Origin of the sequence: Actinosynnema pretiosum (assembly GCF_024171695.1) — a bacterium.
Classification (GTDB): Bacteria; Actinomycetota; Actinomycetes; order Mycobacteriales; family Pseudonocardiaceae; genus Actinosynnema; species Actinosynnema pretiosum.
The window spans coordinates 359,279-383,350 of record NZ_JAMTCF010000005.1 but is presented as its reverse complement, the minus strand read 5'-3'; the positions used below and the strand labels follow the sequence as shown (position 1 = coordinate 383,350).

At 75.1% G+C, this 24,072-nt stretch carries 23 protein-coding genes; 15 read left to right on the top strand and 8 right to left on the bottom strand.

The window, feature by feature from the left end; genetic code table 11:
* Window positions 1–78: 78 nt before the first annotated feature.
* Window positions 79–840, bottom strand: coding sequence for an SDR family NAD(P)-dependent oxidoreductase (locus LV78_RS12765; protein ID WP_253845341.1), 762 nt, complete (start codon window positions 838–840; stop codon window positions 79–81).
* Between the two features lie 180 nt (window positions 841–1,020).
* Here LV78_RS12765 and LV78_RS12760 point away from each other — a divergent pair, with 180 nt between their 5' ends.
* The 4 genes from LV78_RS12760 to LV78_RS12745 are packed head-to-tail and all read left to right on the top strand — an operon-like array spanning window position 1,021 to window position 4,686.
* Window positions 1,021–2,466, top strand: a complete 1,446-nt coding sequence (locus LV78_RS12760) for an MFS transporter (protein ID WP_253845340.1) — start codon at window positions 1,021–1,023, stop codon at window positions 2,464–2,466.
* Window positions 2,463–3,230: an alpha/beta hydrolase fold domain-containing protein gene (locus LV78_RS12755; RefSeq protein ID WP_253845338.1), complete on the top strand. Its 768-nt coding sequence runs from the start codon at window positions 2,463–2,465 to the stop codon at window positions 3,228–3,230. Before LV78_RS12760 ends, LV78_RS12755 begins: the two co-directional genes overlap by 4 nt.
* A 10-nt stretch (window positions 3,231–3,240) precedes the next feature.
* Window positions 3,241–3,729: a hypothetical protein gene (locus tag LV78_RS12750; RefSeq protein ID WP_253845336.1), complete on the top strand. Its 489-nt coding sequence runs from the start codon at window positions 3,241–3,243 to the stop codon at window positions 3,727–3,729.
* A 3-nt stretch (window positions 3,730–3,732) separates the two neighbouring features.
* Entirely contained in the window at window positions 3,733–4,686 is a 954-nt protein-coding gene (locus tag LV78_RS12745; RefSeq protein ID WP_253845335.1) for an LLM class flavin-dependent oxidoreductase, read from the top strand.
* Window positions 4,687–4,753: 67 nt separating this feature from the next.
* Here LV78_RS12745 and LV78_RS12740 read toward each other — a convergent pair whose 3' ends face one another.
* On the bottom strand, window positions 4,754–5,113 hold the full coding sequence (locus LV78_RS12740) for a hypothetical protein (protein WP_253845333.1): 360 nt from the start codon (window positions 5,111–5,113) through the stop codon (window positions 4,754–4,756).
* A gap of 9 nt (window positions 5,114–5,122) precedes the next feature.
* Window positions 5,123–5,725 carry a flavin reductase family protein gene (locus tag LV78_RS12735; RefSeq protein WP_253845331.1) on the bottom strand — a complete coding sequence of 201 codons (603 nt, stop codon included), beginning with the start codon at window positions 5,723–5,725 and terminating at the stop codon, window positions 5,123–5,125.
* Window positions 5,726–5,924: 199 nt separating this feature from the next.
* On the opposite strand from LV78_RS12735, the gene LV78_RS12730 reads away from it, so the two are divergent.
* The 4 genes from LV78_RS12730 (at window position 5,925) to LV78_RS12715 (ending at window position 10,846) form a co-directional block, all read left to right on the top strand.
* Entirely contained in the window at window positions 5,925–6,836 is a 912-nt protein-coding gene (locus tag LV78_RS12730; protein WP_253845329.1) for a LysR family transcriptional regulator, read from the top strand.
* 92 nt (window positions 6,837–6,928) lie between these two features.
* Window positions 6,929–8,143: an LLM class flavin-dependent oxidoreductase gene (locus LV78_RS12725; RefSeq protein ID WP_253845328.1), complete on the top strand. Its 1,215-nt coding sequence runs from the start codon at window positions 6,929–6,931 to the stop codon at window positions 8,141–8,143.
* Window positions 8,140–9,300 carry an acyl-CoA dehydrogenase family protein gene (locus tag LV78_RS12720; RefSeq protein WP_253845326.1) on the top strand — a complete coding sequence of 387 codons (1,161 nt, stop codon included), beginning with the start codon at window positions 8,140–8,142 and terminating at the stop codon, window positions 9,298–9,300. Before LV78_RS12725 ends, LV78_RS12720 begins: the two co-directional genes overlap by 4 nt.
* Before the next feature lie 94 nt (window positions 9,301–9,394).
* Window positions 9,395–10,846, top strand: coding sequence for a hypothetical protein (locus tag LV78_RS12715; RefSeq protein WP_253845324.1), 1,452 nt, complete (start codon window positions 9,395–9,397; stop codon window positions 10,844–10,846).
* Between the two features lie 503 nt (window positions 10,847–11,349).
* Here the strand turns inward: LV78_RS12715 and LV78_RS12710 are convergent.
* Window positions 11,350–12,048: a DJ-1/PfpI family protein gene (locus LV78_RS12710; RefSeq protein ID WP_253845322.1), complete on the bottom strand. Its 699-nt coding sequence runs from the start codon at window positions 12,046–12,048 to the stop codon at window positions 11,350–11,352.
* A 96-nt stretch (window positions 12,049–12,144) separates the two neighbouring features.
* On the opposite strand from LV78_RS12710, the gene LV78_RS12705 reads away from it, so the two are divergent.
* Together LV78_RS12705 and LV78_RS12700 are read left to right on the top strand one after the other, a co-directional pair.
* Window positions 12,145–13,107 (top strand): GlxA family transcriptional regulator, encoded by a 963-nt coding sequence (locus LV78_RS12705; protein WP_253845320.1) that lies wholly within the window; start codon window positions 12,145–12,147, stop codon window positions 13,105–13,107.
* 140 nt (window positions 13,108–13,247) lie between these two features.
* Window positions 13,248–14,243, top strand: coding sequence for a helix-turn-helix transcriptional regulator (locus LV78_RS12700; protein ID WP_253845319.1), 996 nt, complete (start codon window positions 13,248–13,250; stop codon window positions 14,241–14,243).
* Between the two features lie 42 nt (window positions 14,244–14,285).
* Here LV78_RS12700 and LV78_RS12695 read toward each other — a convergent pair whose 3' ends face one another.
* The 3 genes from LV78_RS12695 to LV78_RS12685 form a co-directional block, all read right to left on the bottom strand.
* The gene (locus LV78_RS12695; RefSeq protein WP_253845317.1) at window positions 14,286–14,576 is read right to left on the bottom strand and encodes a hypothetical protein; all 291 of its coding nucleotides are present in this window, start codon (window positions 14,574–14,576) and stop codon (window positions 14,286–14,288) included.
* A 70-nt stretch (window positions 14,577–14,646) separates the two neighbouring features.
* Complete coding sequence (locus LV78_RS12690) at window positions 14,647–16,407, bottom strand: molybdopterin-dependent oxidoreductase (protein WP_253845316.1); 1,761 nt, start codon at window positions 16,405–16,407, stop codon at window positions 14,647–14,649.
* Between the two features lie 58 nt (window positions 16,408–16,465).
* Complete coding sequence (locus tag LV78_RS12685; protein WP_253845314.1) at window positions 16,466–16,834, bottom strand: molybdopterin-dependent oxidoreductase; 369 nt, start codon at window positions 16,832–16,834, stop codon at window positions 16,466–16,468.
* Window positions 16,835–17,008: 174 nt separating this feature from the next.
* Between LV78_RS12685 and LV78_RS12680 the strand changes: the two genes are divergently transcribed.
* The 5 genes from LV78_RS12680 to LV78_RS12660 all read left to right on the top strand — a co-directional run bounded on the left by LV78_RS12680 (window position 17,009) and on the right by LV78_RS12660 (window position 23,581).
* A complete protein-coding gene (locus tag LV78_RS12680) occupies window positions 17,009–18,673 on the top strand; it encodes an ABC transporter substrate-binding protein (protein WP_253845312.1) in 1,665 nt (554 codons plus the stop codon).
* Window positions 18,670–19,644 carry an ABC transporter permease gene (locus tag LV78_RS12675; protein WP_253845311.1) on the top strand — a complete coding sequence of 325 codons (975 nt, stop codon included), beginning with the start codon at window positions 18,670–18,672 and terminating at the stop codon, window positions 19,642–19,644. Before LV78_RS12680 ends, LV78_RS12675 begins: the two co-directional genes overlap by 4 nt.
* Complete coding sequence (locus LV78_RS12670; protein WP_253845309.1) at window positions 19,641–20,483, top strand: ABC transporter permease; 843 nt, start codon at window positions 19,641–19,643, stop codon at window positions 20,481–20,483. The genes LV78_RS12675 and LV78_RS12670 overlap by 4 nt, the downstream gene beginning before the upstream one ends.
* On the top strand, window positions 20,462–22,108 hold the full coding sequence (locus tag LV78_RS12665; RefSeq protein WP_253845308.1) for a dipeptide ABC transporter ATP-binding protein: 1,647 nt from the start codon (window positions 20,462–20,464) through the stop codon (window positions 22,106–22,108). The genes LV78_RS12670 and LV78_RS12665 overlap by 22 nt, the downstream gene beginning before the upstream one ends.
* A 150-nt stretch (window positions 22,109–22,258) precedes the next feature.
* On the top strand, window positions 22,259–23,581 hold the full coding sequence (locus tag LV78_RS12660; protein WP_253845306.1) for an SdrD B-like domain-containing protein: 1,323 nt from the start codon (window positions 22,259–22,261) through the stop codon (window positions 23,579–23,581).
* 55 nt (window positions 23,582–23,636) lie between these two features.
* Here the strand turns inward: LV78_RS12660 and LV78_RS12655 are convergent, their stop codons facing one another.
* Window positions 23,637–24,059 (bottom strand): SSI family serine proteinase inhibitor, encoded by a 423-nt coding sequence (locus tag LV78_RS12655; protein WP_253845305.1) that lies wholly within the window; start codon window positions 24,057–24,059, stop codon window positions 23,637–23,639.
* Window positions 24,060–24,072 lie beyond the last annotated feature (13 nt).

Genomic DNA, 24,072 nt, shown 5'->3' with positions numbered 1-24,072 from the left:
GTGCTGCGCCCGGCGGGCAGCCGGGATCGGGAGCGGTGGGCACCGGCGCGGTGCGCGGCCGGTGCGGGACCCGCGCGGCTAGAGCTGGCGGAGCGCGCCGCCGTCGACGGACCACTCCGCGCCGGTCACCTGGCCGGACAGCGGGGAGAGCAGGTGCGCGACCACCCGCGCGACCTCGTCGGCGGTGCCGGGCCTGCCGGTGGGCAGCCCGCGCTCCTGCTGGACGAACCGGGTGACCGCCTCCTCGACGGGCAGCCCGTACCGCTGGGCGAGCGCGTCGGCGAACCCGCCCGGCCGGTCCCACAGCCGGGTCCTGGTCGGGCCGGGCGAGACGACGTTGGAGCGCACGCCCGCGCGGCCGAACTCGGCGGCCAGCGACTTCGACACCGACAGCACGGCGCTCTTGGCCGCCGCGTAGGCGGCGATCGGGTGGTCGGGGAAGCGGGCCGCCTCGCTGGCCACGTGCACCAGCGAGCCGCCGCGCTCCAGCAGCGCGGGCAGCGCGGCCCGGCTGAACCGGACCACCGAGTGCAGGTTCAGCTCGAAGGCCGCCGCCCAGTGCCCGTCGGTGGTGGACAGGAACCCCTCGGTCGGGTCGACGCCGCCCGCGTTGTTGACCAGCCCGTCGAGCCTGCCGTGCCTGGCGAGCACCTCGGCGACGACGCGCTCCGGCGCGGCCGGGTCGGTGACGTCGGCGGCGACGTCCCCGTCGCGGACCGGCGAGCGGGAGACGCCGACGGCGGTCGCGCCCTCGGCCTCCAGCAGCCGGACCACCGCCTCCCCGATGCCCGCCGACGCGCCCGTGACGAGGAAGACCCCCGTGGAAAGCCCCAGGTCCATCGCTCTTCCTTCCCGCAGACCGGCCTTGGTAGGGGTCATGGTCGCCGAGCCGCCCCGGCCCCGCCTGTCCCTGTCAGTGCTAGTCAGAGCGGTGCTACGCAGCGCAGGGTGCTGGCTGCCCCGCCCGCGCGGCGACACCGTGGTCCCCGACAAGCACTCCCACGCCGGAGAGGAACCACCATGTCCACGGCCGAGAACACCGCCGCGCCCGCGGCGGGCGCGCCGCCGCAGCGGATGACGGGCCGCCAGCGGCTCGTGCTGGTGCTGCTGCTGACCGCGAGCTTCACGCTGGCGGTCGACTTCTCCATCCTGAACGTCGCCCTGCCCGCCATCGGCTCGGAAGTCGGGTTCTCGCTGGAGGACCTGCAGTGGATCGCCACCTCGTTCGCGCTGTGCGCGGCCGGGTTCACGCTGCTGTTCGGCCGGGTCGCCGACCTGTTCGGGCGCAGGCGGCTGTTCCTGCTGGGCATGGCCCTGCTCGGGGCGGCCTCGCTCGCGGGCGGCCTGGCGCAGGACCCGGCGGTGCTGCTGGTGGCGCGGGTCGCGCAGGGCCTGGCGACGGCGGCGGTGACGCCCGCCGCGCTGTCGCTGCTGACGACGTCCTTCCCCGAGGGATCGCTTCGGGAACGCGCGCTCGGGCTCAACGGGGCGCTCATGGCGGCGGGCTTCACCACCGGCGCGATCCTGGGCGGGCTGCTGACCGACCTGCTGAGCTGGCGGTGGGCGTTCCTGATCAACGTGCCGGTCGCGGTGCTGGTGCTGGCGCTGGCCCCCGCCGTGATCGCGGAGAGCCGCCCCGAGGGGCGGGCGCGGCTGGACGTGCCCGGCGCGGCGAGCGTGACGCTGGGCCTGCTGGCGCTGGTGTACGGCCTGACCCGCGCGGGCTCGCACGGCTGGGCCGACCCGCTGGCGCTGGCCGGGCTCGGGGCCGGGGCGCTGCTGCTGGTGGTGTTCTGGGCGGTGGAGAAGCGGGTGGCCGAGCCGCTGGTGCCGGTGTCGATCCTGCGCCGCCGCTCGGTGGGGCTGGGGAACCTGGCCGGGGTGCTGGCGTTCCTGACCGAGACCTCGCTGGTGTTCCTGCTGACCCTGTACCTGCAGAAGGTGCTGGGCTTCACGCCGCTGGCCGCCGGGCTCTCGTTCGCGGTGCTGGGCATCGGCACGGTCATCGGCGGCGTGGTGGCGCCGAAGGTGATCGGCGCGCTCGGTCCGAAGAGGACGATCATCTCCGGCTTCGCGCTCCAGTGCGCGGCGACGCTGCCGCTGGTGCTGCTCGGCCCGTCGTCCGGGTGGGTGCCGGTGCTGCTGGTGGCGACGTTCGTCGGCGGCGTGGCGAACCTGGTGGCGATCGTCGGCTACATGGTGACCGCGACCTCGGGGCTGCCGGACAGCGAGCAGGGCCTGGCGACCGGGCTGGCGACGATGAGCCAGCAGATCGGCATCACCATGGGCATCCCGATCATGAGCGCGATCGCGGCGGCCCGGATCGGCGCGCTCGGCGGGGAGAGCCCGGCGACCGTGCTCAGCGGGGTCACCTCGGCGATCTGGGTGAACGCCGCGCTGTGCGCGGTGGCGGCGGTCCTGGTCGGCCTGCTCCTGCGCCCGCCCTCGGCCGAGCGGGTGTCGTGACGCCGGGAGCCGTGGGCTCCGCGCTGGACTGGGGCGACACGACCGTCGCGGGTCGCCCCGTCCGGCTGTTCCGCTCCAGCGGGTGGACCGGCGGGACCCTGGTCTGGGCGCACGGCGGCAGCTGGACCGGCGGGTCGGTGGCGGACTGGCACGAGTCGTGCGCGGACCTGGCGGTGGCCAGCGGGTGGCTGGTGGCCAGCGTCGGCTACCGGCTGGCCCCGGCCCACCACCACCCGGCGGCGCTGCACGACGTGGCCGGGGTGGTGGCCTGGGCGGGCGAGGCCACCGGGCGGCCGGTGGCGGTGGGCGGGGACAGCGCGGGCGGCACGATCGCGGCGGGCGCGGCGCTCGCGCTGCGCGGCACCCGCGCCGCGCCGGTGGCCCAGGTGCTGGCCTACCCGCCGCTGGACCCCGACTGCGCGTCCCCCGGCTACGCGACCGGGGCGTTCCCCAGCGCGGCGGCGCTGCGCCCGGCGTGGCGGGCCTACCTGGGGCCCGCGCCGGTCGCCGAACCAGCCGCCACCCCGTGGCACGCGGGCGACCTGGCCGGGTCGCCGCCGTCGCTGCTGGTCGTCGGCGAGGCGGACCCGGTGGCGGGCGACGTGCGCGCCTACGCCGACCGGCTGGGCGCGGCGGGGGTGGCCGTGCGGCTGGAGGTGCTGCGCGGGCTGGGCCACGGCGAGTTCCTGCGGCCGGGCCGGTCCCCGCTGCGCGCCGCGCTCGCCGGAGCGCTGCGCGAGTTCCCCCGTGACACGACGAGTTGAGGAGTTCCCCGTGACCGACCACCACCAGGCGCTGCTGCGGCACTTCGCGGACCTGCGCGACGGCAACCACGGCGGCGCCGCCACCACGCGGCGGGCGAAGGAGGAGCTGTTCGCGGCCACCGTCGACCTGCTCGACCCGGTGGCCCGGCGGGTGCTGGCCGACCTGGACGCGCGGATGCTGCTGGGGCGGGGTTCGGTGACCGCCACCGGGTTGATCGGCACCGAGGACGGCGGCAAGCAGGCGCTGTGGGCGCTGTCCTGGCCGGAGCAGGCGCGGGCGCGGGTCGCGCCGGTGGTGATCCGGGCCCACTACGGGGCCGGGTTCCACCACCCGCACCTGAGCGGCGGGACGGTCGGCGAGTGGCCGTTGAACGTGTTCAGCGCGGCGGACGCCGAGGCGGAGGAGGCGACGATGCGCGCGATCGTGTCGGCGGACCTGCACAACCTGGTGTTCCAGGCGGACTTCCGGATCGTGCCCGCGACGACGGCGGGGAGGTAGGCCGTGCTGCTGTCGGTGCTGGACCAGTCGCCGGTCCCCGAGGGGTCGTCCGGGGCGGAGGCGCTGCGGGCGTCGCTGGAGCTGGCGCGGGAGGTGGACGCGCTGGGGTACCACCGGTACTGGGTGGCCGAGCACCACGGGTCCGCGGCGTTCGCGGGGCGGGCGCCGGAGGTGCTGGCGGGCGCGGCGCTGGCGGTGACCGAGCGGGTGCGGGTGGGCAGCGGCGGGGTGCTGGCGGGCGCGGCGCTGGCGGTGACCGAGCGGGTGCGGGTGGGCAGCGGCGGGGTGCTGCTGCCGCGCTACCCGGCGGCGAAGGTGGCCGAGGTGTTCGGGGTGCTGGCCGCGCTGCACCCCGGTCGGGTCGACCTCGGGGTGGGGCGGGCCGGTGGGCCGAGCCCGGACTTCCCCGGCAAGGTCGCGGAGCTGCTGGCGGCGCTGGGGCCGGGGGGTTCGGGTTCCGGGGTTCCGCTGTGGTTGCTGGGTTCCAGTCCGGGGTCGGCGGAGCTGGCCGTGCGGCTGGGGGTGTCGTACTGCTTCGCGCACTTCCTGGTGCCGGACCTGGCGGAGGCGGCGCTGGCCCGGTACCGGGCGAGCAGGCGGGCCGGGGTGCTGGCGGTGCGGGCGGTGGTGGCGGAGTCCGAGGAGCGCGCCGAGGAGCTGGCCCTGGGGTTCCTGCTGTGGCGGGCGCGCCGCGACCTGGGGCACGACGAGCCGCTGCCGTCGCCGGAGCGGGTGCGGCGGTGGCGGTGGACGTCGGCGGAGCTGGACCGCGCGCGGGCGAACCGGCCGGGGCTGCTGTCGGGGACGCCGGAGGCGGTGGCGGCGGCGCTGGACGGGCTGGCGGGCGGGTTGGGGGTGCGGGAGGTGGTGGTGAACACGCTGACGCACGACCCGGCGGACCGGCTGCGGTCGTACCGGTTGCTGGCGCGGGCGCTGACCGGGGCGGGAGTGGGCTGAGTCCGGGGTGGGCCGAGTCAGGGGCGGCCCGAGGGCGAAGTGCCCTCGGGTCCACCGTGGACGGTTGTCAGGCGCGCGCGTCGGGAAGCTGGTCGAGCCGGTACTCCTCGACCAGCCGGAAGAACACCTCGAACGGCTCCTCGTCGCCCGCGTGCTCCTCGATCGCGCGCGCCCAGCCGGGGGCCATCCCCCAGCCGAACCGGGCCCGCAGCCAGTCGGAGAACGCCCGGCTGCTGTTGAAGGGGTAGGGCTCCGCGATCCCGTGGACCTGCAGCGCCGTGCCGTAGCCCCACAGCAGGGCCTCCAGCTCGCTCAGCGAGCGGACCCACATGCGCGGCCTGAGCGCGATCTCGCGCAGCACGTCGTAGACGTCCTCGCACTCGCTGAGTGGTCGCGGTCGCGGTTCGGGGGCGCTGCTCGTGGACATCCCCGGAGTCTAGGGAGCCGCGCGCAGGCCGAAACCGCTGCGGTGGAACACGAGCGGGGTTCCGGGGGTGTGCGCGGCCGAGTGCAGGCGCAGCAGGACGATCGTGTGGTCGCCCGCCTCCACGCCGCGCTCCAGCGACGTCTCGAACCAGGCGACGCCGTCCGCCAGCGTGACCGCGCCGCCCTCCCCCACCACCGCGTCCAGGCCGGTGAAGCGGGACTCCGCCGGGCCCGCCAGCCTGCGGGCCGCCGGGCCGTGGTGGTCGGCCAGGACGGTCACGCCGATGCGGTCGGCCCGGCGCAGGGACGGCCACGTGCGGGAACCGGTGGCGATCGAGAACGACACCAGGGGCGGGTCGAGGGACACCGCCGTGAAGGAGCTCGCGCACAGGCCCACCAGCCCGCCGTCCACCTCCGCCGCCACCGCCACGACCCCGCTCGGGAACGCGCCGAACGCGGCTCGCAGGCTCGTCGGGTCCAGCGGGCTCGTCGGGGCTGGCGGTCTCGTGGGGTCCGGCGGGCTCGTGGGGTTCAACGGGCTCGCGGGGTCCGGCGGTGGGGCGAGTCCGCGCTCCAGCAGCCCCGCCCGTTCGCGTGCGGCCTCGTGGCCCATCGGCGCTCCCCTCCCCGGTTCCGACCCCGCAGGTCCACCCCACCCTCGCCGGACCCCGCTCGCCGCGTCCAAGAGCGTTCCTCGATCGCTTCCCATGCGGGAGTGCGATGGATCGATCCGGGTCAAGGGGTGGCGCGGGCGAGTCCCACATGCCGGCAGGCGTGTCCCACCACCGCCCCCGTCGGCTCTAATCGTCGGCATGGCGAACTCACTCGACCTCGAACACCTGCGGACACTGGTCGCGATCGCCGAGTGCGGTGGGTTCGGCAAGGCCGCCGCGGTCAGGCACATCAGCCAGCCCGCGCTCAGCCAGCACGTGCGGCTGCTGGAGCGCGGGCTCAAGCGCAAGCTCTTCGAGCGGGACGGCCGGAACATGCGGTTCACGCACGAGGGCGAGCGGGTGCTGGCCGAGGCGAGGCGGATCATCGAGGTGCACGACGCGTCGCTGCGCAGGCTGGAGGCCCGTCCGGAGCGGACGATCGTGGTCGGGTCGACCGAGCACAGCGCGGGCCAGGTGCTGCCGGAGATGATCAGGGCGCTGCGGGAGGCGTTCCCGGACTGCTCGACGCGGTTCGAGATCGGGCGGTCCACGCAGCTCGCCGAGTCGGTGCACAAGGGCGCGGTGGACTTCGCGTTCGTGCTCGACCCCGGCGGCCAGGGGCCCGGTCACCTGGTGGGACGGCTGCCGCTGGTGTGGTACGCGGCGCGCGGGTGGCAGCCGGACGGCGCGAGCGGGACGTGGCCGCTGGTCGCGTTCGAGGAGCCGTGCGGGTTGCGGGAGCGGGCGCTGTCCGTGCTGACCGGCGAGGGGCACCAGGTCCAGGTGACCGCGCAGTCCACGACCCTGGAGGGGGTGCTGGCCGGGGTGCGGGCCGGGTTGGGGGTGGCGCTGCTGCCCAACGCCGGGTCGCGCCCGCAGGGGCTCGTGGTGTGCTCGGACCTGCCGGAGGCCGGGACCACGCACCTGCGCATGGTGTCGCGGCGCGGGCTGGACGCGGACGTGGAGCGGGCGGCGCTGAGCGCGGGCGTGGACTTCTTCGCGCAGCGGCCCCACCTGCAGCTCGTGCCCGGCGCGGGCGCGCACGGCACGGCGGCGGCCCAGGGCGCGTGATCCCCTTGCCGGGGAACATAACGCGGCACTATCGGAACCCATCGCGCTCTTGTCTTGGACGCCCGCCGAGACCGGCCCATACGTTCGGGGACGTGACCAGCGCACCCGTCTTCACCCAGCAGATCCCCGACACCGCGGCGCGGGGGGTCGAGTTCATCAGCCTCTCGCACCTGAACCCGTCCACCGAGCTGAACCCCGTTCCCACCAGGGGGATCGACCTCGGCTACTTCCGGGAGTACGTGCGGGCGCTGGAGGACGGCGGCTACGACTACACGCTGCTGCCCTACGGCTCGAACAGCGCCGACTCGTTCGTCGTGGCCTCGGCCGTCGGCCAGCTCACCGAGCGGATCAAGCCGATCGTGGCGCTGCGGCCGAACACCACGTTCCCCCTGGTGGCGGCGCAGAAGCTGGCGACGCTGGACCAGCTCACCGAGGGCAGGGCGGTGGTGCACCTGATCTCCGGCGGCAGCGACGCCGAGCAGGCGAGGCAGGGCGACTACCTGCCGAAAGACCGCCGCTACGCGCGCACCGCCGAGTACATCGACCTGCTGCGCCGGGCGTGGGGCGAGCGGGCGCCGTTCGGCCACGAGGGCGAGTTCTACCGGTTCGACGACTTCGGCCCCGGTTTCGCCCCGCACGGCGACACGATCCCGATCTCCATCGGCGGCCAGTCCGACCAGGCGTTCCAGGTGGGCGGCGAGCGGGCGGACGTGTTCAGCTTCTGGGGCGAGCCGCTGGACGACCTGCGCGGTGAGATCGAGCGGGTGCACGCGATCGCGCGCGCCGCCGGGCGCACGGTGCTGCCGAGGATCTGGGTGACGTTCCGGCCGATCGTCGCCGAGACGGACGAGCTGGCGTGGCGCAAGGCGCACGAGTACGTGGCGAGGATCGGGGACACGTTCGCGAAGTCCGCGTACGGCAAGCAGGTGCACCACCGGCACGCGCCGCAGAACGTCGGGTCGCAGCGGGCGCTGTCGTTCGCCGAGCGGTCGGAGCTGTACGACCGGGCGCTGTGGACCAGGACGGCGGCGGTGACGAACGCGGCCGGGGCGTCGACGGCGCTGGTCGGCTCGCCCGAGACGGTGGCGGCGGCGATCCTGGACTACGTGGACCGGGGCGCGGACCTGGTGAGCATCCGGGGGTACGACACGCTCGCGGACGCGGTGGACTACGGGAAGCACGTGCTTCCCCTGGTGCGGCAGGAACTCGCGCACCGCGCGGCCACCGGCACCCGCGGCAGGCTCCAGGCCGAGCACCTGGGCAACTACGGCGAGGACTACCGCCGGTTCGCGGAGGCGGGGCGGTGACGGGGTTCCCGGCGCCCGACCTGTCGGAGGGCGCGCTCGCGGCGGTGACGGCGGAGGTCGCGGCGACCGCCGAGGAGTACGACCGCAGCGGCGCGATCCCGGTGCGGGGCTTGGAGGTCGCGCACCGGGCCGGGTTGCTGACCGCGTCGGTGGCGCGGCGGCACGGCGGCCCCGAGCTGGGGCACCGGGACGTGGCGCGGGTGCTGACCGCGCTGGGCGAGGGTGATCCGTCGGTGGCGCTGATCGCGGCGAACACCCTGGTGGCGCACGCTTCCGAGGCCGCGCGCCCGCACTGGCCGGAGAAGCTGTACGCGGACGTGCTGGAGCGCTCGGCGCACGGGCCCGCGCCGGTGAACGCGGTGCGGGCCGAGCCGGAGCTGGGCGCGCCCGCGCGCGGCGGGCTGCCCGCGACGACGTTGCGGCGCACCACGTCGGGGTGGGTGCTCAACGGCCGGAAGGCTTACGCCACCGGGGGTTCCGCGCTGGCCTACCACGTGGTGTGGGTGGTGGCGCGGGAGCCGGGCGTGGAGACGCCGAGGGTCGGGCACGCGCTGGTCGCGGCGGACCTGCCGGGCATCGAGTGGGTCGAGACGTGGGACCACCTGGGGTTGCGGGCCTCCAACACGCACGACGTGGTGTACCGGGACGTCGAGCTGCCGGAGGAGGCGTTCGTGGAGATCCCGCGCGACGCGGACGGCGCGTACCGCGATCCGGCCGCGACCACCGGGCCGGGCGGGTTCGCGCACTCGGCGCTGTACGTGGGGGTGGCGCGGGCGGCCAGGACGGCGTTCGCGGACTTCGCCCGCGCGCGGGTCCCGGCGGGGCTGGGGAGGCCGATCGCGACGACCGAGCGGATCCAGGTGGTGGCCGGGGAGGTGGAGGCGCAGGTCGCGGTGGCGGAGACACTGCTGCACGGGGCCCTGCTCCGGGTGGAGGCCGGGGACGCGTCGGTGCTGCCGCAGCTGCCGGTGGTCAAGGCGTCGATCGCGCGGGCGGTGGTCGCGGCGGTGCAGACGGCGGTGGCCGCGCTGGGGAACCCGGCGCTGTCCCGGCGGAACCCGCTGGAGCGGCACCTGCGGGACGTGCTGTGCGTGCGCGTGCACCCGCCGCAGGAGGACGCGGCGCTGCTGGCGGCGGGACGGCGGGTGCTGGGGTAGCGGCGCGGGGCGTTTGTGTCAGGGGCGCCGGTTACCGTGGCCCGAAACCCGCCCGTCCCGGCGGGTTCCGCTGGCGCGCAGGGGGAATCCGCACGTGTTCGAGGGTTTGGACGAGGTCGACTGGGCGTCGATGGAGCACGCCTACGGGCCGGCGACCGAGGTGCCGGACCTGCTGCGGGGGCTGGTGGACCCGGACCCGGCGGTGCGGGAGAGCGCGCTGGAGGGGATGTACGGGACGGTGCACCACCAGGGCGACGTGTACGAGTGCACGGTCGCCACGATCCCGTTACTGCTGGAGGCCGTCGCCGCCGGAAGTCCTGGCAGGGACGGGGTTCTGGGGCTGCTCGCCTCCTACGCCGAGGTGGGGGACGGGATCGATGACGAGTGCTGCCGCGAGGTGGGCGCGGCCAGGGGGTTGTTCCTCGGGCTGCTGGACGACGGGGACCCGCGCGTGCGCCGCGCCGTGCCGCCGGTGCTGCGGGTGTGCGGGGGCGACGCGCGCCCGGTGGTCGCGGCGCTGCGCGCGCGGCTGCCCGAGGAGGGTGATCCCGAGGCGCGCCTGGCGATCGTGGAGAGCGTGGGGGCGCTGGCCGATCGGAAGGGCGTCGACCGGGCCGGGGTCGTGGCGTGGCTGGCCGGTCTGACCGGTCAGGACGACCCGGTGCGGGCCGCCTCGGCGCTGGCCCAGCTCGCCCGTCTCGCCCCGGCCGAGCTGCCTGCCGACCTCGCGTCGCCGCTGCCGGCGCTCTACGACGCCGACGCGCGCCCCGAGCCGCCCGCCGGGTTCCCCACCGACGCGCCGCGCGAGCGGGAGGGCGGGTTCCCGCACCGGGCGGGGCTGATCAGGGACCTGAGCACGACGCTGGACGACCGGGTGGTCGAGCGGATCGGGCTGCTGACCTCGCTGCTGCGCTCCCCGAGCCGGGAGGCGCGCGGGGACGCGCTGGGGCCCGCGTCGGTGCTGGTGTCCCGCTGGCGCGGCGACTACCGGGAGCTGGTCGCGCTGGTCGGCGACCAACTGGACGACCCCGCGACGGCCGTGCGGGCGGCGAAGGCCCTGGAGCACTGGGACGAGCTGGCCGCCCCCGCAGCCGACGCGCTGGCCCGCGCCCTGGACGCCGAACAACCGGTGGCGGAGGCCAACCGGGCCCAGTCCCCCGGCCCGGTGCTGCGGGCTCTCGTGGGGCTGCTGGACGAGCGCGCGCTCCCGGCGCTGCGGCGGGCGCTGGAGCGACCCGAGCCGCCCAGGGGCATCGGTGGTCTGATCGGCGCGTACGGACCGGTCGCGGCGGACTTCGTCCCGCTGTTCCGCGCGCGCCTGCGGGACCCGCGCCTGCTCTGGGCGGCGGGCGCGCTGGGCGGATCGGCGAGGCTGCGGCCGTGGCCGTGCCGGACCTGCTGGCGCTGCCGCCGGAACCCGAGGTGGTGGACGCGCTCGGCGCGATCGGCCCGTCCGCGTCGGCGGCGGCTCCGGTCCTGCTCGGGCTGCTGGACGACGGACGGCCGCCGGTGGAGCTGGCCGCCGCGCGGGCGCTGTGGCGCGTGACGGCGGACGCCGGGCCGGTGCTGCCGGTGCTGCTGCGCCACCTGGCCGGGGCGGACCACCACCGCGCGGCGGACGCGGCGGACGCGCTGGCCGAGCTCGGGTCCGAGGCGGGGTCCGCGCGCCCCGCGCTGCGAGAAGCGTTGCGCGGCAAGGGGAACGTGTGGGTGGAGCTGCGCGTGGCGCAGGCGCTGTGGCGGGTGGCCGGTGAGGCGCACGTCGACGTGCTGAGCCGGGTCTGGGCGGAGAACCGGTACGCGCGGTCGCAGGTGGCCCGCTGCTTCGCGGAGCTGGGCCCCCGCGCGGCGTCCGCCGGGCCGCTGCTGCGCGCGGAGCTGGGGCAGGTGCGCAGGCACACGGCGGTGTCGAACGTGTGGAGCAGCGACCAGGTCCCCCGCGACCTGGCCCTGCTCCGGGCTTGCGACGCGGCCCTGACGGCCATGGGGTGACGGCGATGGGGTGACGAGCGGGCGGCCCGGTGCGGGCCGCCCGACCCGGAAACCCGCTCAGGCAGGCGCGCCCGAGCGCGCGGCAGCCAGCGCCGCCACGGCGTCCTCCATCTTCCCGTTGTCCCCGACGAACGCGTTCCGCACCTGCTCCACCAGCTCGGGACCGGCCTTCTCCGGGCTGCCGGAGTCGAACGGCGGGGCCGGGTCGTACTCCAGGCCGAGCTGGGTGAACCGCGCCAGCTCCTCCCCCAGCAGCTCGGCCAGGACGGTGAGCCCGAAGTCGACGCCCGCCGTGACCCCGCCGCCGGTGATCCGGTTGCGGTCGGTCACCACGCGCTCGGCCACGGCCTGCGCGCCCAGCGGGGCCAGCAGCTCGCGGAACGCCCAGTGCGTGCCCGCGCGGTAGCCGTCCAGCAGGCCCGCGCCGCCCAGCACCAGCGAGCCGGTGCACACCGAGGTGACGTAGCGGGCGGTCGCGCCCAGCTCGGCGGTGAGCGCCAGGGCCTCCGGGTCGAGCAGGGCGTTGGTGGTGCCCGTGCCGCCGGGGACGAACAGGACGTCCAGGTCGCGCGGGCAGTCCGCGAACGTGGTGGTCGGCAGCACCTTGAGCCCGCTGTCCGAGGCGACCGGGTCGAGCGTGCGCCACACCAGGTGGACGTCCATCCACGGGCTCCACACCGCGTGCGGGCCGATCAGGTCGAGGTGGGTGAAACCGGGGTAGAGCAGCATCGCGACGACGGGCCGTTCGGTGGACATCGGGTGACCTCCTGGTTGATCGGGACCACCCCAGCGTGCCCGTGCCCGCACGTCCGGGTGAGTGGCGGTGACGCCAATGAGTTCTAAGATCGCGCCATGCACCGGGTGGCCGTGCTCGCGCAGGACGACGTGGTGGGGATCGAGCTGGCCACGGCCGTGCAGGTCTTCGAGATCGCGAACTTCAAGCGGGGAGGCCCCGCCTACCGGGTGGGCGTGGTGGGGAGCCGGGAGTGGGCGCCGAGCGCGGCGCTGACCGGGCCGCCGTCGTTCTCGGTGCGCGCCGAGCACGACTGGTCGTGGGCGGACGGCGCGGACACCGTGGTGGTCCCGGCGACCGGCGGGGCGCTCGACCCTCCCCCGGCGCGGGTTCGGGACCTGCTGCTCGCCGCGCACGAGCGCGGCGCGCGGGTGGCCTCGCTGTGCGTCGGCGCGTTCACGGTCGCGGCGACCGGGCTGATGGACGGCCGCCCGGCGACCACGCACTGGCACTTCGCCGACGAGTTCGCCCGCCGCTTCCCGGCCGTGCGGCTGGAGACCGACCGGCTGTTCACCGGCCAGGACGGCGTGTACAGCGCGGCCGGGGTGACCGCCGCGCTGGACCTGTGCCTGCACCTGGTGGAGCTGGACCTGGGCGTCGGGGTCGCGGCGGCCACCGCCCGCTACCTGGTCGCGCCGATGCGGCGGGAGGGCGGGCAGTCCCAGTTCATCGACTACCGCCCGCCCGCGCGGCCCGACGAGCTGGCCGCGACGCTGCGCTGGGCCGAGGAGCACCTGGCCGAGGACCTGACGCTCGCCGACCTGGCCAGGCACGCGGCGATGAGCCCGCGCACGTTCAGCCGCCGGTTCGCGGCGGGCGTGGGCACGACCCCGGTGCACTGGCTGCTGCGCACCCGCGTGCGCCGGGCGAAGGAGCTGCTGGAGGCGACCGACCTGCCGGTGGACCGGATCGCGCGCGAGGTGGGCTTCCGCTCGCCGAGCACGTTCCGGCACCACTTCGGCCGGTTCACCCGCACCACTCCGCGCGAGTACCGGCGCTCGTTCAGCGGCGGGCGGGGGTGAGCGGGCAGCACGGCCCCGGCGAGTCGGACATATCACCCTTTCGTGCGACAACGCGAGGCGCTGGGCGCACCCCGGTTTTGGCATCCTTTCCAGTGCGGTCCCGGAGGTCCCAGGACCGCGCCGGGAGGAGGTCGGCGCAGGTGGAGGCGGGGCACGGGCGGGCCGGGGGCTCGCGGGAGGACGGGAGCGACGCGGGGCAGGTGGTGTTCGACAGCACCGACCTGGAGACCACCGAGGAGTTCCTGATCAAGCACTACGCGCCGCTGCGGATCGGCAGCGCGACGGGGCGGTCCGGGGCGCGCATCACGCGGGTGGCGGGCGGAGCCGTGAGCGCCGACGAGGTGGCGCTGACGTTCGACATGAACTACCACGTGGAGCCGCTGGGCAAGATCTGCCTGTGCGACGTCCGGTCCGGCACGATCGCCCGGCACCGCGCGGCGGACTGGCGGGAGCCGGGCACGTTCGGCCCCGGCGAGCTGTTCTCGTTCGCCCAGCCGGACCAGCCGTACGAGGGCAGCGCCCGCAGCGCGAGCTACACGATCACCATGCTGGACCCGGCGCTGCTGAACCAGGTCGTCGGCGGCGAGGAGCAGGTGCGGCTGCTCGACCACCGGCCGGTCGACGCGCTGGTGGCCGGGAACCTGCGGATGGTGATCGACCACGTGCGGGACGGCGTGCTGGCCACGCCGGGGGCCGCCGCGAGCCCGCTGCTGGTGGGGGCCGCGACCCGGTACCTGGCGGCGGCGGTGCTGGACGCCTTCCCGACCACCGCGCCGACCGGGCCGACCGCCGAGGACAGCCGCGACGCGCACCCGCGCACGGTGCGCAGGGCGGTGGCGTTCATCGAGGCGAACGCGGAGCGGGACCTGAGCGCGGCGGAGATCGCGGCGGCGGCGCACGTGACGCCGCGCGCGATCCAGCTGGCGTTCCGCAGGCACCTGGGGACCACGCCGACCGCGTACCTGCGGCGGGTGCGGTTGGACGCGGCGCGGGCGGAGCTGGCGGCGGCGGAGCCGGGGAGCACGACGGTGACGGCGGTGGCGATGCGGTGGGGGTACAGCAGACCGGGGGTGTTCAGCACGCACTACCGGGAGGCGTACGGGGAGACGCCGTCGCGGACGTTGCGGGGCAGGTGACGGCGGACCGGGGTGGCGGCTTCCGGGAGGAGCCGTCGCGGCTCAGCGCACCGTCACCGTCGTGCTCACGGGCAGCAGCTCGACCAGCGCCGCCGCGAAGAGCAGCAGCACGAACCCGCCCACCACGCACGCCACCAGGTGCCGCACCTTCGGCTCGCCCTTGACCCGCATCCCGAGCACCCCGCTGACCAGCGCGGCGAGCGCGGGCACGGGGGCCAGCGGGTAGAGCAGCACCAGGGCGGCCAGGGTCAGCGCGGTCAGCGCCAGCGACAGGCTGCCCCGGCTGGCCGACCGCCGAGGGGTCTTCGCGGAGGCGCGTTCGGCGTCGCTCACGTGGCTCCCCTCTCCGGTCGACCCACGGTAGCAAAGCCACCCCGCCGGGCGACGGTCACCCGAGCGACCGTCACCCGAGCGACGGCGGGGGTTCGTGGGCCCGCACCGGCGGGAGCTCGCCGTCGTGCCGGGTGATCGCGACCAGAACGTGCGCCCCGCTGGTGGCCTGGGTGAGCGTGGAGGTGGGGGCGTCGCGGGTGAGCACGTTGACGTTGCCCGCGACGCAGTCGGCCACGTGCGGCGCGCTCGGGTCGTACCAGGCGCCGGTGTGCATCCGGGCGACACCGGGCAGCAGCCCGTCGTCCAGCGCGACCCCGGCGAGCAGGCTGCCCTGCGGGCTGCGCACGAGCGCGACGTCACCGGCGCGCAGGCCGCGTGCGCGCGCGTCCGCCGGGTTGAGCCGGACCGGTTCCCGCCCGGCGATCTTGGTCGACCGGCTGGCCGCGCCCGCGTCGAGCTGGCTGTGCAGCCGGTGGGTGGGCTGGTTGCACAGCAGGCGCAGGTCGAACTCGGCGGCCACGGGGCTCATCGCGCGCCACACCGCGTGCCCGGCGACGTCCGGCAGAGCGAACCCGGCGATCGCGGCCGAGAACAGCTCCAGCTTGCCGCTGGGCGTGTCCAGCGGGAACCGCTCCGGATCGGCGCGGAAGTCGGTGAACACCGCGTCCCGGTAGGGCTCGGCGGGCAGGTCGACGCCGCCGTCGCGCCAGAACCGGTCGAACGGCGGCGCGGGCGGCGAGCCGGGCGCGGCCCGCCACCGCTCGTAGATCCGCTCCAGCCAGCCGCGCGAGTCGAGCCCCTCGGTGAACGCCTCCCCCGCGCCGAGCCGCTCCGCGAGCCGCGCGTAGATCCAGAACTCCTCGCGGGCCTGGCCGACCGGTTCCAGCACCCGCCGCACCGCCCGCAGCCGCCGGTCCCCCGCGCCCGCCGCCAGGTCGTCGCGCTCCAGGCTGCTCGCGGCCGGGAGCACCACGTCGGCGTGCCGGGCGGTGGCGGTCCAGTGCGTCTCGTTCACCACCAGCGTGTCCACTGTGGACATGGCGCGCCGCAACCGCTTGAGGTCCTGGTGGTGGTGGAACGGGTTGCCACCGGCCCAGTAGACGAGCCGGGTGTCGGGGAAGCGCACGACGCCGCCGTCGTACGGGATCGTCGCACCGGGGTCGAGCAGCAGGTCGCTGATCCTGGCGCACGGGATGAAGTCCGGCACCGGGTTGCTCCCCTGCGGGAAGGTCGGCAGCGGTGGTCCCGCCACGCCAACGCCGTAGTCGCCCATCGAGCCGAACCCGTGCGCGAACCCGCCGCCGGGCGACCCGATCTGCCCGAGGAACGCCGCGAGGGTCAGCGCCGCGAACACCGCCTGCTCGCCGCGCTCCCCGCGCTGCACGGCGTACGCGACGTTGACCAGGGTCCGCCCGCGCGCCATCCGCCGCGCCAGGTCCCGGATCACCGGCGCGGGCGCCCGGCTGATCCGCTCGGCCCACTCGGGGGTCTTGGGCGTCCCGCCGTCCCGCCCCAGCACGTGCGCGCGCACCACGTCGGCCCCGACCGCGCAGCGGGCCAGGAACTCGTCGTCCGCCAAGCCCTCCACCACCAGCACGTGGATCAGCGCGAGGATGACGGCGGTGTCCGTGCCGGGCAGGACGCCGACCCACTCGGCGCCCAGCTCGTCCCACGCGTCGTCGCGCCACGCCGACAGGCTCACCACCTCCGTGGTCCTGGCGGCGGCGCGGGCGAGGTCGGAGCCGAGGTGCCTGCTGTGCCCGCCGGGCACCACCCAGGTGTTGGAGCGGCGAAGCCCCGCGCTGCGCAGCAGTGCGAGACCACGAGTCACCAGCACCTCGACGCCCCGCTGCCGCTCAGTCGGTTGGGCTCTTCTCCCGTCGGGTGATTCACTCACCCCACCCGTAGGAGCCACCGAACACCGCGCTGGGGCCGTGCTCGGCGCGCACCCGCCGCAGCTCCCCGGCGACCAGGTCGAGCGCGGTGTCCCAGTCGACCTCGACGTGCTCGTCGCCGGGGTCGCCGCGCCGCCCGTCCGGTCCGGGCCCGTCCTCCAGCCAGCGCCGCCGCACGGCGGGCCGGGTGACCCGCGAGCGGTGCCGGTAGGCGTCGACGTTGCCGATCGCGGGCGAGGCGTCGGGGTCGTCGGGGTGCGGGCGCGCGGTGAGCCCGTCGCCGTCGACCTCCAGCAGGTAGGAACCCCAGTGCGCGCTGGTCTCCCGGCTCTGCCCCATCGACTGCTCCCACCCGTTGGACATCGGCCCGACCACCCGGCCGACAGTACCGGCGCGCGGCCGTGACCAGCGGTTTCAGCCCATCGGCATCCTCGATGGGTACCCATCCCCTTTTCATCTTGGACCGCGCTCGCGACCCGCTCCTACGTTCGTGCCGTGCCCGAGCGCCCACCGCACGACCACTAGAGGAGCACCCCCGTGAACACGTCCCGCCCGTCCCCCCGCCGCCGATCCCCCCGCCGCGCGACGCGGCTCGTCGCGGGCCTCGTGGCCGCCGCCGCGCTGGCCGCCTGCGGTTCCGGCGTCGCGGCGCGGCAGGGCGGTTCGGGTGAGCCGAGGCAGGGCGGGGACCTGACGTTCCTGATCGACTCGCTCGGCGACACCTGGATCCCCAACAACAGCGCCATCTCCAGCTTCCAGGGGCACATCTGGGGGCACGTCACCGACAAGCTCGTGTACGTCGACGAGAACGGGAAGACCAGTCCGTGGGTCGCCCGCGAGTGGGAACAGAACGAGACCGCGACCGAGTTCACGCTCACGCTGCGCGAGGGCGTCACGTTCTCCGACGGCACGCCGGTGGACGCGAGCGCCGTGGTGGCGAACCTGGACACCTGGTCGAAGGGCGCGCCGGACGAGGGGATCAACCCGATCGGCCTGTTCCCGAAGACCTACCAGCGGTCCGAGGCGGTGGACCCGAGCACGGTGAAGGTGTTCTTCTCCGCGCCGACGCTGGGCTTCATCCCGACCCTGGGCTACCACGGGTCGATCCTGATCTCGCCGAAGACGCTGGCGCTGCCCGCCGAGGAGCAGGCCGACCTGTCCAACGACATCGGCAGCGGCCCGTTCACCGTGCAGTCCTGGAAGCAGGGCGACAGCGTCGTGCTGAAGAAGCGCCCCGACTACGACTGGGCGCCGGAAGCCCTGTCCCACAGCGGTCCCGCGCGGTTGGACTCGATCACGTACAAGATCGTCGCCGAGCCGTCGCTGCGCACGGCCGCCGTGCGGTCGAACCAGGCCGACGTGGCCTACAACCCGTCGCCGCAGGAGCTGGCCTCGTTCAAGGCGCAGGGCTTCACCACCGCCGCGCCGCGCTACCTGGGGTTCGTGAGCGGGTTCGCGATCAACACGAAGGTCGCGCCGTACGACGACCCGAGGGTGCGGCAGGCGCTCCAGCACGGCATCGACCGGCAGGAGATCATCTCGACGGTCTACACCGAGGACTGGCTGCCCGCGAAGTCATTCTTCCAGTCCAACGTGCCCGGCGCGACCGACCGCAGCGCGGACTTCGCGTTCGACGCGGCGAAGTCGGCGAAGCTGCTGGACGAGGCAGGGTGGGTCAAGGGCGCGGACGGGCTGCGGTCCAAGGACGGCAAGGCGCTCGAGCTGACGCTGTACCCGAACCCGTACCTGGCGACGTCGAAGTCGGTGGACGAGCTGGTCGCCCAGCAGTTGCGCAAGCTCGGCTTCACGGTCGCCATCCAGGCGTTCGACGTGGTGACCTACGGCGAGCGGGTCAAGGTCAACAGCCCCGGCGTTGCCGCCTACGAGGTCACCCGCAGCATCATCGACGCGGGCACGGTCGCGGGCGTGCTGACCGACGCCAACCGGGGCGAGAACTGGTTCGGGCTCGGGCAGTCCGACCCGGAGCTGGTGCGGCTGAGCGCGGCGGTCGCCGGTTCCTCCAGCGCCGAGGAGCGCGCGCCGCTGCTGGACGAGCTGCAGGGGCACGTGCTCCGGCAGGGCTACTACGTGCCGCTGACCCAGATCGTGCAGCGGCTCTACGTGCAGACCCCGAAGCTGCAGGGCGTCACCTACAACGGGGTCGCGTACGCGAACTACTACACCGCTTGGCTGGGCGAGTGAGCGGCGGGTACGGCAGGTACGCGGCGGGGCGCGTCGCGCAGGCGGTCGTGGTGGTGCTGCTGGCCTACGCGTTCACGTTCGTCGTGATCAGCGTGCTGCCCGGCGACCCGGTCACCTCCACCCTGCGCGACCCGCAGAACGGGTTCACCGAGGAGGAGATCGCCGCGATCGTCGCCTACTACGGGCTGGACCGGCCGGTGCACGAGCAGCTGTGGGAGTCGCTGACCCGGTTCCTGGTCGGGGACTTCGGGGTCTCGCTGCGCTCGGGGCTTCCGGTGGCGGACCTGGTCGGCGAGGTGCTGTGGTCGACGGTCGTGCTGGCGCTGTCGGCGCTGGCGGTGGCGCTGGTGCTGGCGTTCGCGGTCGCGGCCGGGGTGCGGTACCTGCCGCCGAACCGGGGGCAGGGCGTGCTGCGGGCGTTCCCGTCGCTGTTCCTGTCGGTGCCGAACTTCGTGATCGGGCTGCTGCTGATCAACGTCTTCGCGTTCCAGCTCGGGCTGTTCCGGGTGATCGACTCGGAGGGCCCGCTGGCGACGCTGTTCGCCGCGATCGCGCTGGGCATCCCGGTGTCGGCGCAGGTGGCGGAGGTGCTGATCGCGAACCTGGACCACGAGGCCGGTCAGGAGTACGCGTCGGTGGCGCGCTCGCGGGGCCTGGGGCGCACCGGGTTGCTGCTGCGGCACCTGCTCAAGCCCTCGGCGCTGCCGGTGGTGACGGTGGTCGCGCTGACCGTCGGGGAGCTGCTGGGCGGCGCGGTGATCACCGAGAAGATCTTCGGGCGGACGGGGGTCGGGTCGCTGGTGGAGCGGTCGGTGACGACGCAGGACCTGCCGGTGCTGCAAGCGGTCGTGGCGCTGGCGGCGGTGGTGTTCGTGGTGGTGAACCTGGTGGCCGACCTGGTGTACCCGCTGCTGGACCCGCGCGTGCGGACCGGACTGGCGGCGCGCGAGCGGGCGGGGGTGGCGGCGTGAGCGTCTCCTCGGTCACCGCCACCCGGCCCAAGGCCTTGCGCCGCACCCCTTCCCGGTTGCCGGTGACGGTGCTGCTGTCGTTCGCGGTGGTGGCGCTGGTGCTGGCCTGGTCGGCGCTGCCCGGCCTGTTCACCTCGGCGAGCCCGGTGGACGGGGTGCCCGCCGACAAGTTCCTGCCGCCGGGTTGGGAGCACTGGTTCGGCACCGACCACCTCGGGCGCGACCTGTTCACCCGCGTCGTGCACGGCACGGCGTCGTCGGTGTCCAGCGCGCTGATCGCGGTCGGCATCGGCGTGCTGGCCGGTGGCCTGGTCGGGCTGGTGGCCGGGTTCCTCGGCGGCTGGGTGGACTCGGTGCTGGCCAGGCTGGTCGACGTGCTGCTGGCGATCCCGTCGTTCCTGCTGGCGGTGGTCGTGGTCAGCGCGCTCGGCTTCCAGACCGTGAACGCCGCGATCGCGACCGGGGTCTCGGCGGTCGGGGTGTTCGCCAGGGTGATGCGCGCCGAGGTGATCAAGACCCGGCGGGCGGTGTTCATCGAGTCCTCGCACCTGCAGGGCGGGTCGCGCTGGCACGTGCTGCTGCGGCACGTGCTGCCCAACGCGTCCCGCTCGGTGCTGACCCTGGCGGTGCTCCAGTTCGGGCTGTCCGTGCTGGTGATCGCGGGGCTCGCGTTCCTCGGCTACGGCGACCCGCCGCCCGCGTCCGACTGGGGCCTGCTGGTCTCGGTGGGCAAGGACTTCCCACTGGCCCCGTGGCTGGTCACCGCGCCCGCGGTGGTGATCATCACGACCGTCCTCTCCGTGAACAGGATCAGCCGATGGCTCCGCAGGACAGACTGACCCTGGACCGCCCCGAGTCCCACCGGGGGGCCGACGCCGGGCAGCTGCTCCGGGTCGAGGGGCTTTCCGTCTCCTACGGCGGAAATGAGGTGGTGTCCGATGTGGACTTCGCCCTGGCGCGCGGGCGCTCGCTCGCGCTGATCGGCGAGTCCGGCTCGGGCAAGTCCACGATCGCCCGCGCGGTGCTGCGACTGGGTTCCGGGCGGGCGACCGGGCGGGTCGAGTTCGAGGGCCGGGACGTGCTGTCGTTGCCGGAGCGGGGTTTCCGGCCGCTGCGCGGCAGGCGGATCGGGTTCGTGCCGCAGGACCCGGCCAGCTCGCTGAACCCGGTGCGCACGATCGGCGCGCAGGCGCTGGAGGCGGCGGCCCTGCTGGACGGGGACGTTGACCGGCGCGCGGCGGTGCTGGAGGTGTTCGCGCAGGTCGGGTTGGACGAGCCGAGGCGGGTGTTCGACTCGTACCCGCACCAGCTGTCCGGCGGGATGCTCCAGCGGGTGCTGATCGGGTTGACCGTGCTGCCCCGGCCCGCGCTGGTCGTGGCCGACGAGCCGACGTCCGCGCTGGACGTGACGATCCAGAAGCGCGTGTTGGACCTGCTCGGTCGGCTAGGCCGGGAGCTGGACATCGGGCTGCTGCTGATCACGCACGACCTGGCGGTGGCGGCCGAGCGGGCGGACTCGCTGGTGGTGCTCAAGGACGGGCGGGTGCGCGAGTCCGGGCCGACGGCGGAGGTGTTCGCCTCGCCGTCGCAGGAGTACACCCGGCGGCTGCGCGCGGACGTGCCCGCGCTCAACCCGGACCGGCACGCCCAGGCCCGCGCGACCGCCGCCGCGTCGGCCGGGCCGCCGAAGATCGAGGTGTCCGGGGTGGTGAAGTCGTTCGGGTCGCTGCGCGCGGTGGACGGCGTGTCGTTCGCCGTCCCGGCCGGGACCACGCACGCGCTGGTGGGCGAGTCCGGGTCGGGCAAGACGACCACGGTCCGGCTGCTGCTCGGGCTGGAGGAGCCGGAGGAGGGCTCGATCCGGGTGGCGGGCGAGGAGGTGTCGGGGCGCTCGCACGCGTCGCTGCGGGCGCTGCGGCGGCACCTGCAACTGGTGTACCAGAACCCGTTCACCTCGCTGGACCCGACGTGGACGGTGCAGCGGCTGGTCGGCGAGTCGCTGGGGCGGTTCAAGGTCGGGACGCGGCGCGAGCGGGAGCGGCGGGTGCTCCAGGCGCTGCGGGCGGTCGGGTTGGACGAGGAGCTGCGCACCCGCAAGCCGGCCACCCTGTCGGGCGGGCAGCGGCAGCGGGTGGCGCTGGCCAGGTCGCTGGTGCTGCGGCCGGACGTGGTGGTGCTGGACGAGCCGACGTCGGCGCTGGACGTGAGCGTGCAGGCGGGGATCGTGGAGGTGCTGCTGGAGCTCCAGGCGGAGCTGGGGCTGACCTACGTGTTCGTGTCGCACGACCTGGCGCTGGTGCGGCAGCTGGCGCACACGGCGTCGGTGCTGCACCGGGGGCGGGTGGTGGAGGACGGGCCGGTGGAGGCGGTGCTGGGCGCGCCGGAGCACGAGTACACCCGGTCGCTGGTGGAGTCGATCCCCGCGCTGCGAAGCGGCGCGAGACCACGCACCGGCGCGCCCTGACCCCTGGTTGCGGCTCCTCCGTCCTGGTGCCCCGTCCTGGTGCCCTGTCCTGATCCCCCGCCGCCGGGCGGCGCGTCGCGCGTCGCCCGGTCCGGTTCACTTGGGGTTCCCGGCGCGCGCGAGCGGGTACGGGGGCGGAGCGTTGCCGGGGTGGTCGCCAGGGTTCTCCTCGCCGTGCTGCTCGCCCTCGCCGTGCTGCCCCCGGCCGGGCCGGTCGCCCTCGCCCAGGCGGGCAGCGTGGGCGGCGCCGCGTTCTTCGACACCAACAGCGACGGGCTGATCAGCGACGGGTCGGTCAGCCCGCTCGAACCGGTGCGGCTGGCCGGGGTGGCGGTGTCGCTGATCAGGTCGAGCGGGGCGTCGGTCGGGTCGACGACCACCGCCGCCGACGGCACCTACTCGTTCACCGGGCTCACCCCAGGGGATTACATCGTGCGGGCCGTGCTGGCGCCCGGTTATGGCGCGTCGTCACCGACCTCGGTCCCGTTCACCATCTCGGGGACCACCGGTCAGGTGGTGGACTTCGCGATGACCAAGGGCGCGTTCGGGAACTTCGTGTGGGACGACCTGAACCGGAACGGCGTCCAGGACAGCGGTGAGCCGGGGATCGCGGGGATCACCGTGCGGCTGCTGGACGGGCAGGGCGCGGTGGTGCAGGAGCAGGCCACGAACGCGACCGGCGAGTACTACTTCGTCGGCGTCGAGGAGGGGACCTACCGGGTCCGGGTGGTCGCGCCCCCGTACAAGGTGTTCACGAGGCCGAACGCGGGCACGCGCGGCACCGGCTCGGTGTTCGACCCGGTCACCGGGTTGAGCGAGCCGATGGTCGTGGAGATCGTGGACAGCGGCATCACCCAGGACCTGACCGTGGACGCCGGGCTGTTCCAGCGGGTGGAGGACCTGGCGGTCACCCTGACCGCCGACCGGCCGGAGCCGGTCGTGGGCGAGCAGGTCGAGCTGACGGCCGTGGTGGGCAACGCGGGCAGCGTGCCGGTGTCCGGGGCGCAGGTGACCGTGACGGTGCCCGAGGGGCTGGCGATCGGCGAGGTGGCGGGCGGGTGGACGTGCCCGGTGGTCGGGCGGGACGTGGTGTGCGGGACGCGGGACGTGGTGGCGGCCGGTGCGGCGCTCCCGCCGGTGCGGATCACCGCGACGGCGGAGCGGGCCGGGCCGGTGAGCGCGACCGCGCTGGTGCGCCGGTACAACGGGAACGTGGACGACAACGCGGCGAACGACGGCGCCACGACGACGGTGACGGTGCTCGCCCCGGCGGTGACGACGACCGCGCCACCTGCCGCGACGACCACGACCACCGCGCCGCCCGCGCCGCCGACGACTGCGGCTCCCCCGATGGCAGGCGACGGCGACCTGGCCTTGACCGGCCGGTCGGTGGGCGTGGTGGCGCTGGGCGGGCTCGGACTGCTCCTGCTGGGGTTCGGCGCGCACTCGCTGTCCCGGCGGCGCGGGATCTGACCGGCTCTGGTTCGGCGGGGACCGGGGGCTCTCGGGTTCGGCCCCACGTGGCCGGTCAGAAGTCGAAGATCGAGCGCGTGGTCTTGTGCAGCACGCACTCGTCGCGGAACGCCTTGGTCCACTCGACGTAGGTGCCGTCGTACAGCCCGCTGATCGTCGCCACCAGCCGCCCGTACTCCGGCCTGCACAGCTCGCTGACGCGCTTGAGCTTGTTCATGTCGCCCCTGACCGAGTCGAGGTCGGCGCAGGCGGAGGCGCCCATCGGGTGGTAGGAGTTCGCCTCGTCGGCCGGGCAGCGCAGCCGGATCGCGCGGGACCAGGTCTGGTCGGCGCCCGCCAGGGTCAGGGTGTACTCGCCGCTCCGCGGACCCGTGTCACCCGGCCCCGTGCCACCCGGCGCGGCGGAGGCGTGGGGGACGGCGGTGGCGGCGAGCACGAGCGCGCCGAGCACAGCGGCGCTGGTCGACCTGGGGAACACGAGGAGCCTCCCG

Excerpts from the sequence above, each read along its gene's own strand:
- LV78_RS12765 (WP_253845341.1), bottom strand. The coding sequence starts at position 840 with ATGGACCTGGGGCTTTCCACGGGGGTCTTCCTCGTCACGGGCGCGTCG.
- LV78_RS12760 (WP_253845340.1), top strand. The coding sequence starts at position 1,021 with ATGTCCACGGCCGAGAACACCGCCGCGCCCGCGGCGGGCGCGCCGCCG.
- LV78_RS12740 (WP_253845333.1), bottom strand. The coding sequence starts at position 5,113 with ATGTCCACGAGCAGCGCCCCCGAACCGCGACCGCGACCACTCAGCGAG.
- LV78_RS12735 (WP_253845331.1), bottom strand. The coding sequence starts at position 5,725 with ATGGGCCACGAGGCCGCACGCGAACGGGCGGGGCTGCTGGAGCGCGGA.
- LV78_RS12730 (WP_253845329.1), top strand. The coding sequence starts at position 5,925 with ATGGCGAACTCACTCGACCTCGAACACCTGCGGACACTGGTCGCGATC.
- LV78_RS12710 (WP_253845322.1), bottom strand. The coding sequence starts at position 12,048 with ATGTCCACCGAACGGCCCGTCGTCGCGATGCTGCTCTACCCCGGTTTC.
- LV78_RS12705 (WP_253845320.1), top strand. The coding sequence starts at position 12,145 with ATGCACCGGGTGGCCGTGCTCGCGCAGGACGACGTGGTGGGGATCGAG.
- LV78_RS12685 (WP_253845314.1), bottom strand. The coding sequence starts at position 16,834 with ATGTCCAACGGGTGGGAGCAGTCGATGGGGCAGAGCCGGGAGACCAGC.
- LV78_RS12665 (WP_253845308.1), top strand. The coding sequence starts at position 20,462 with ATGGCTCCGCAGGACAGACTGACCCTGGACCGCCCCGAGTCCCACCGG.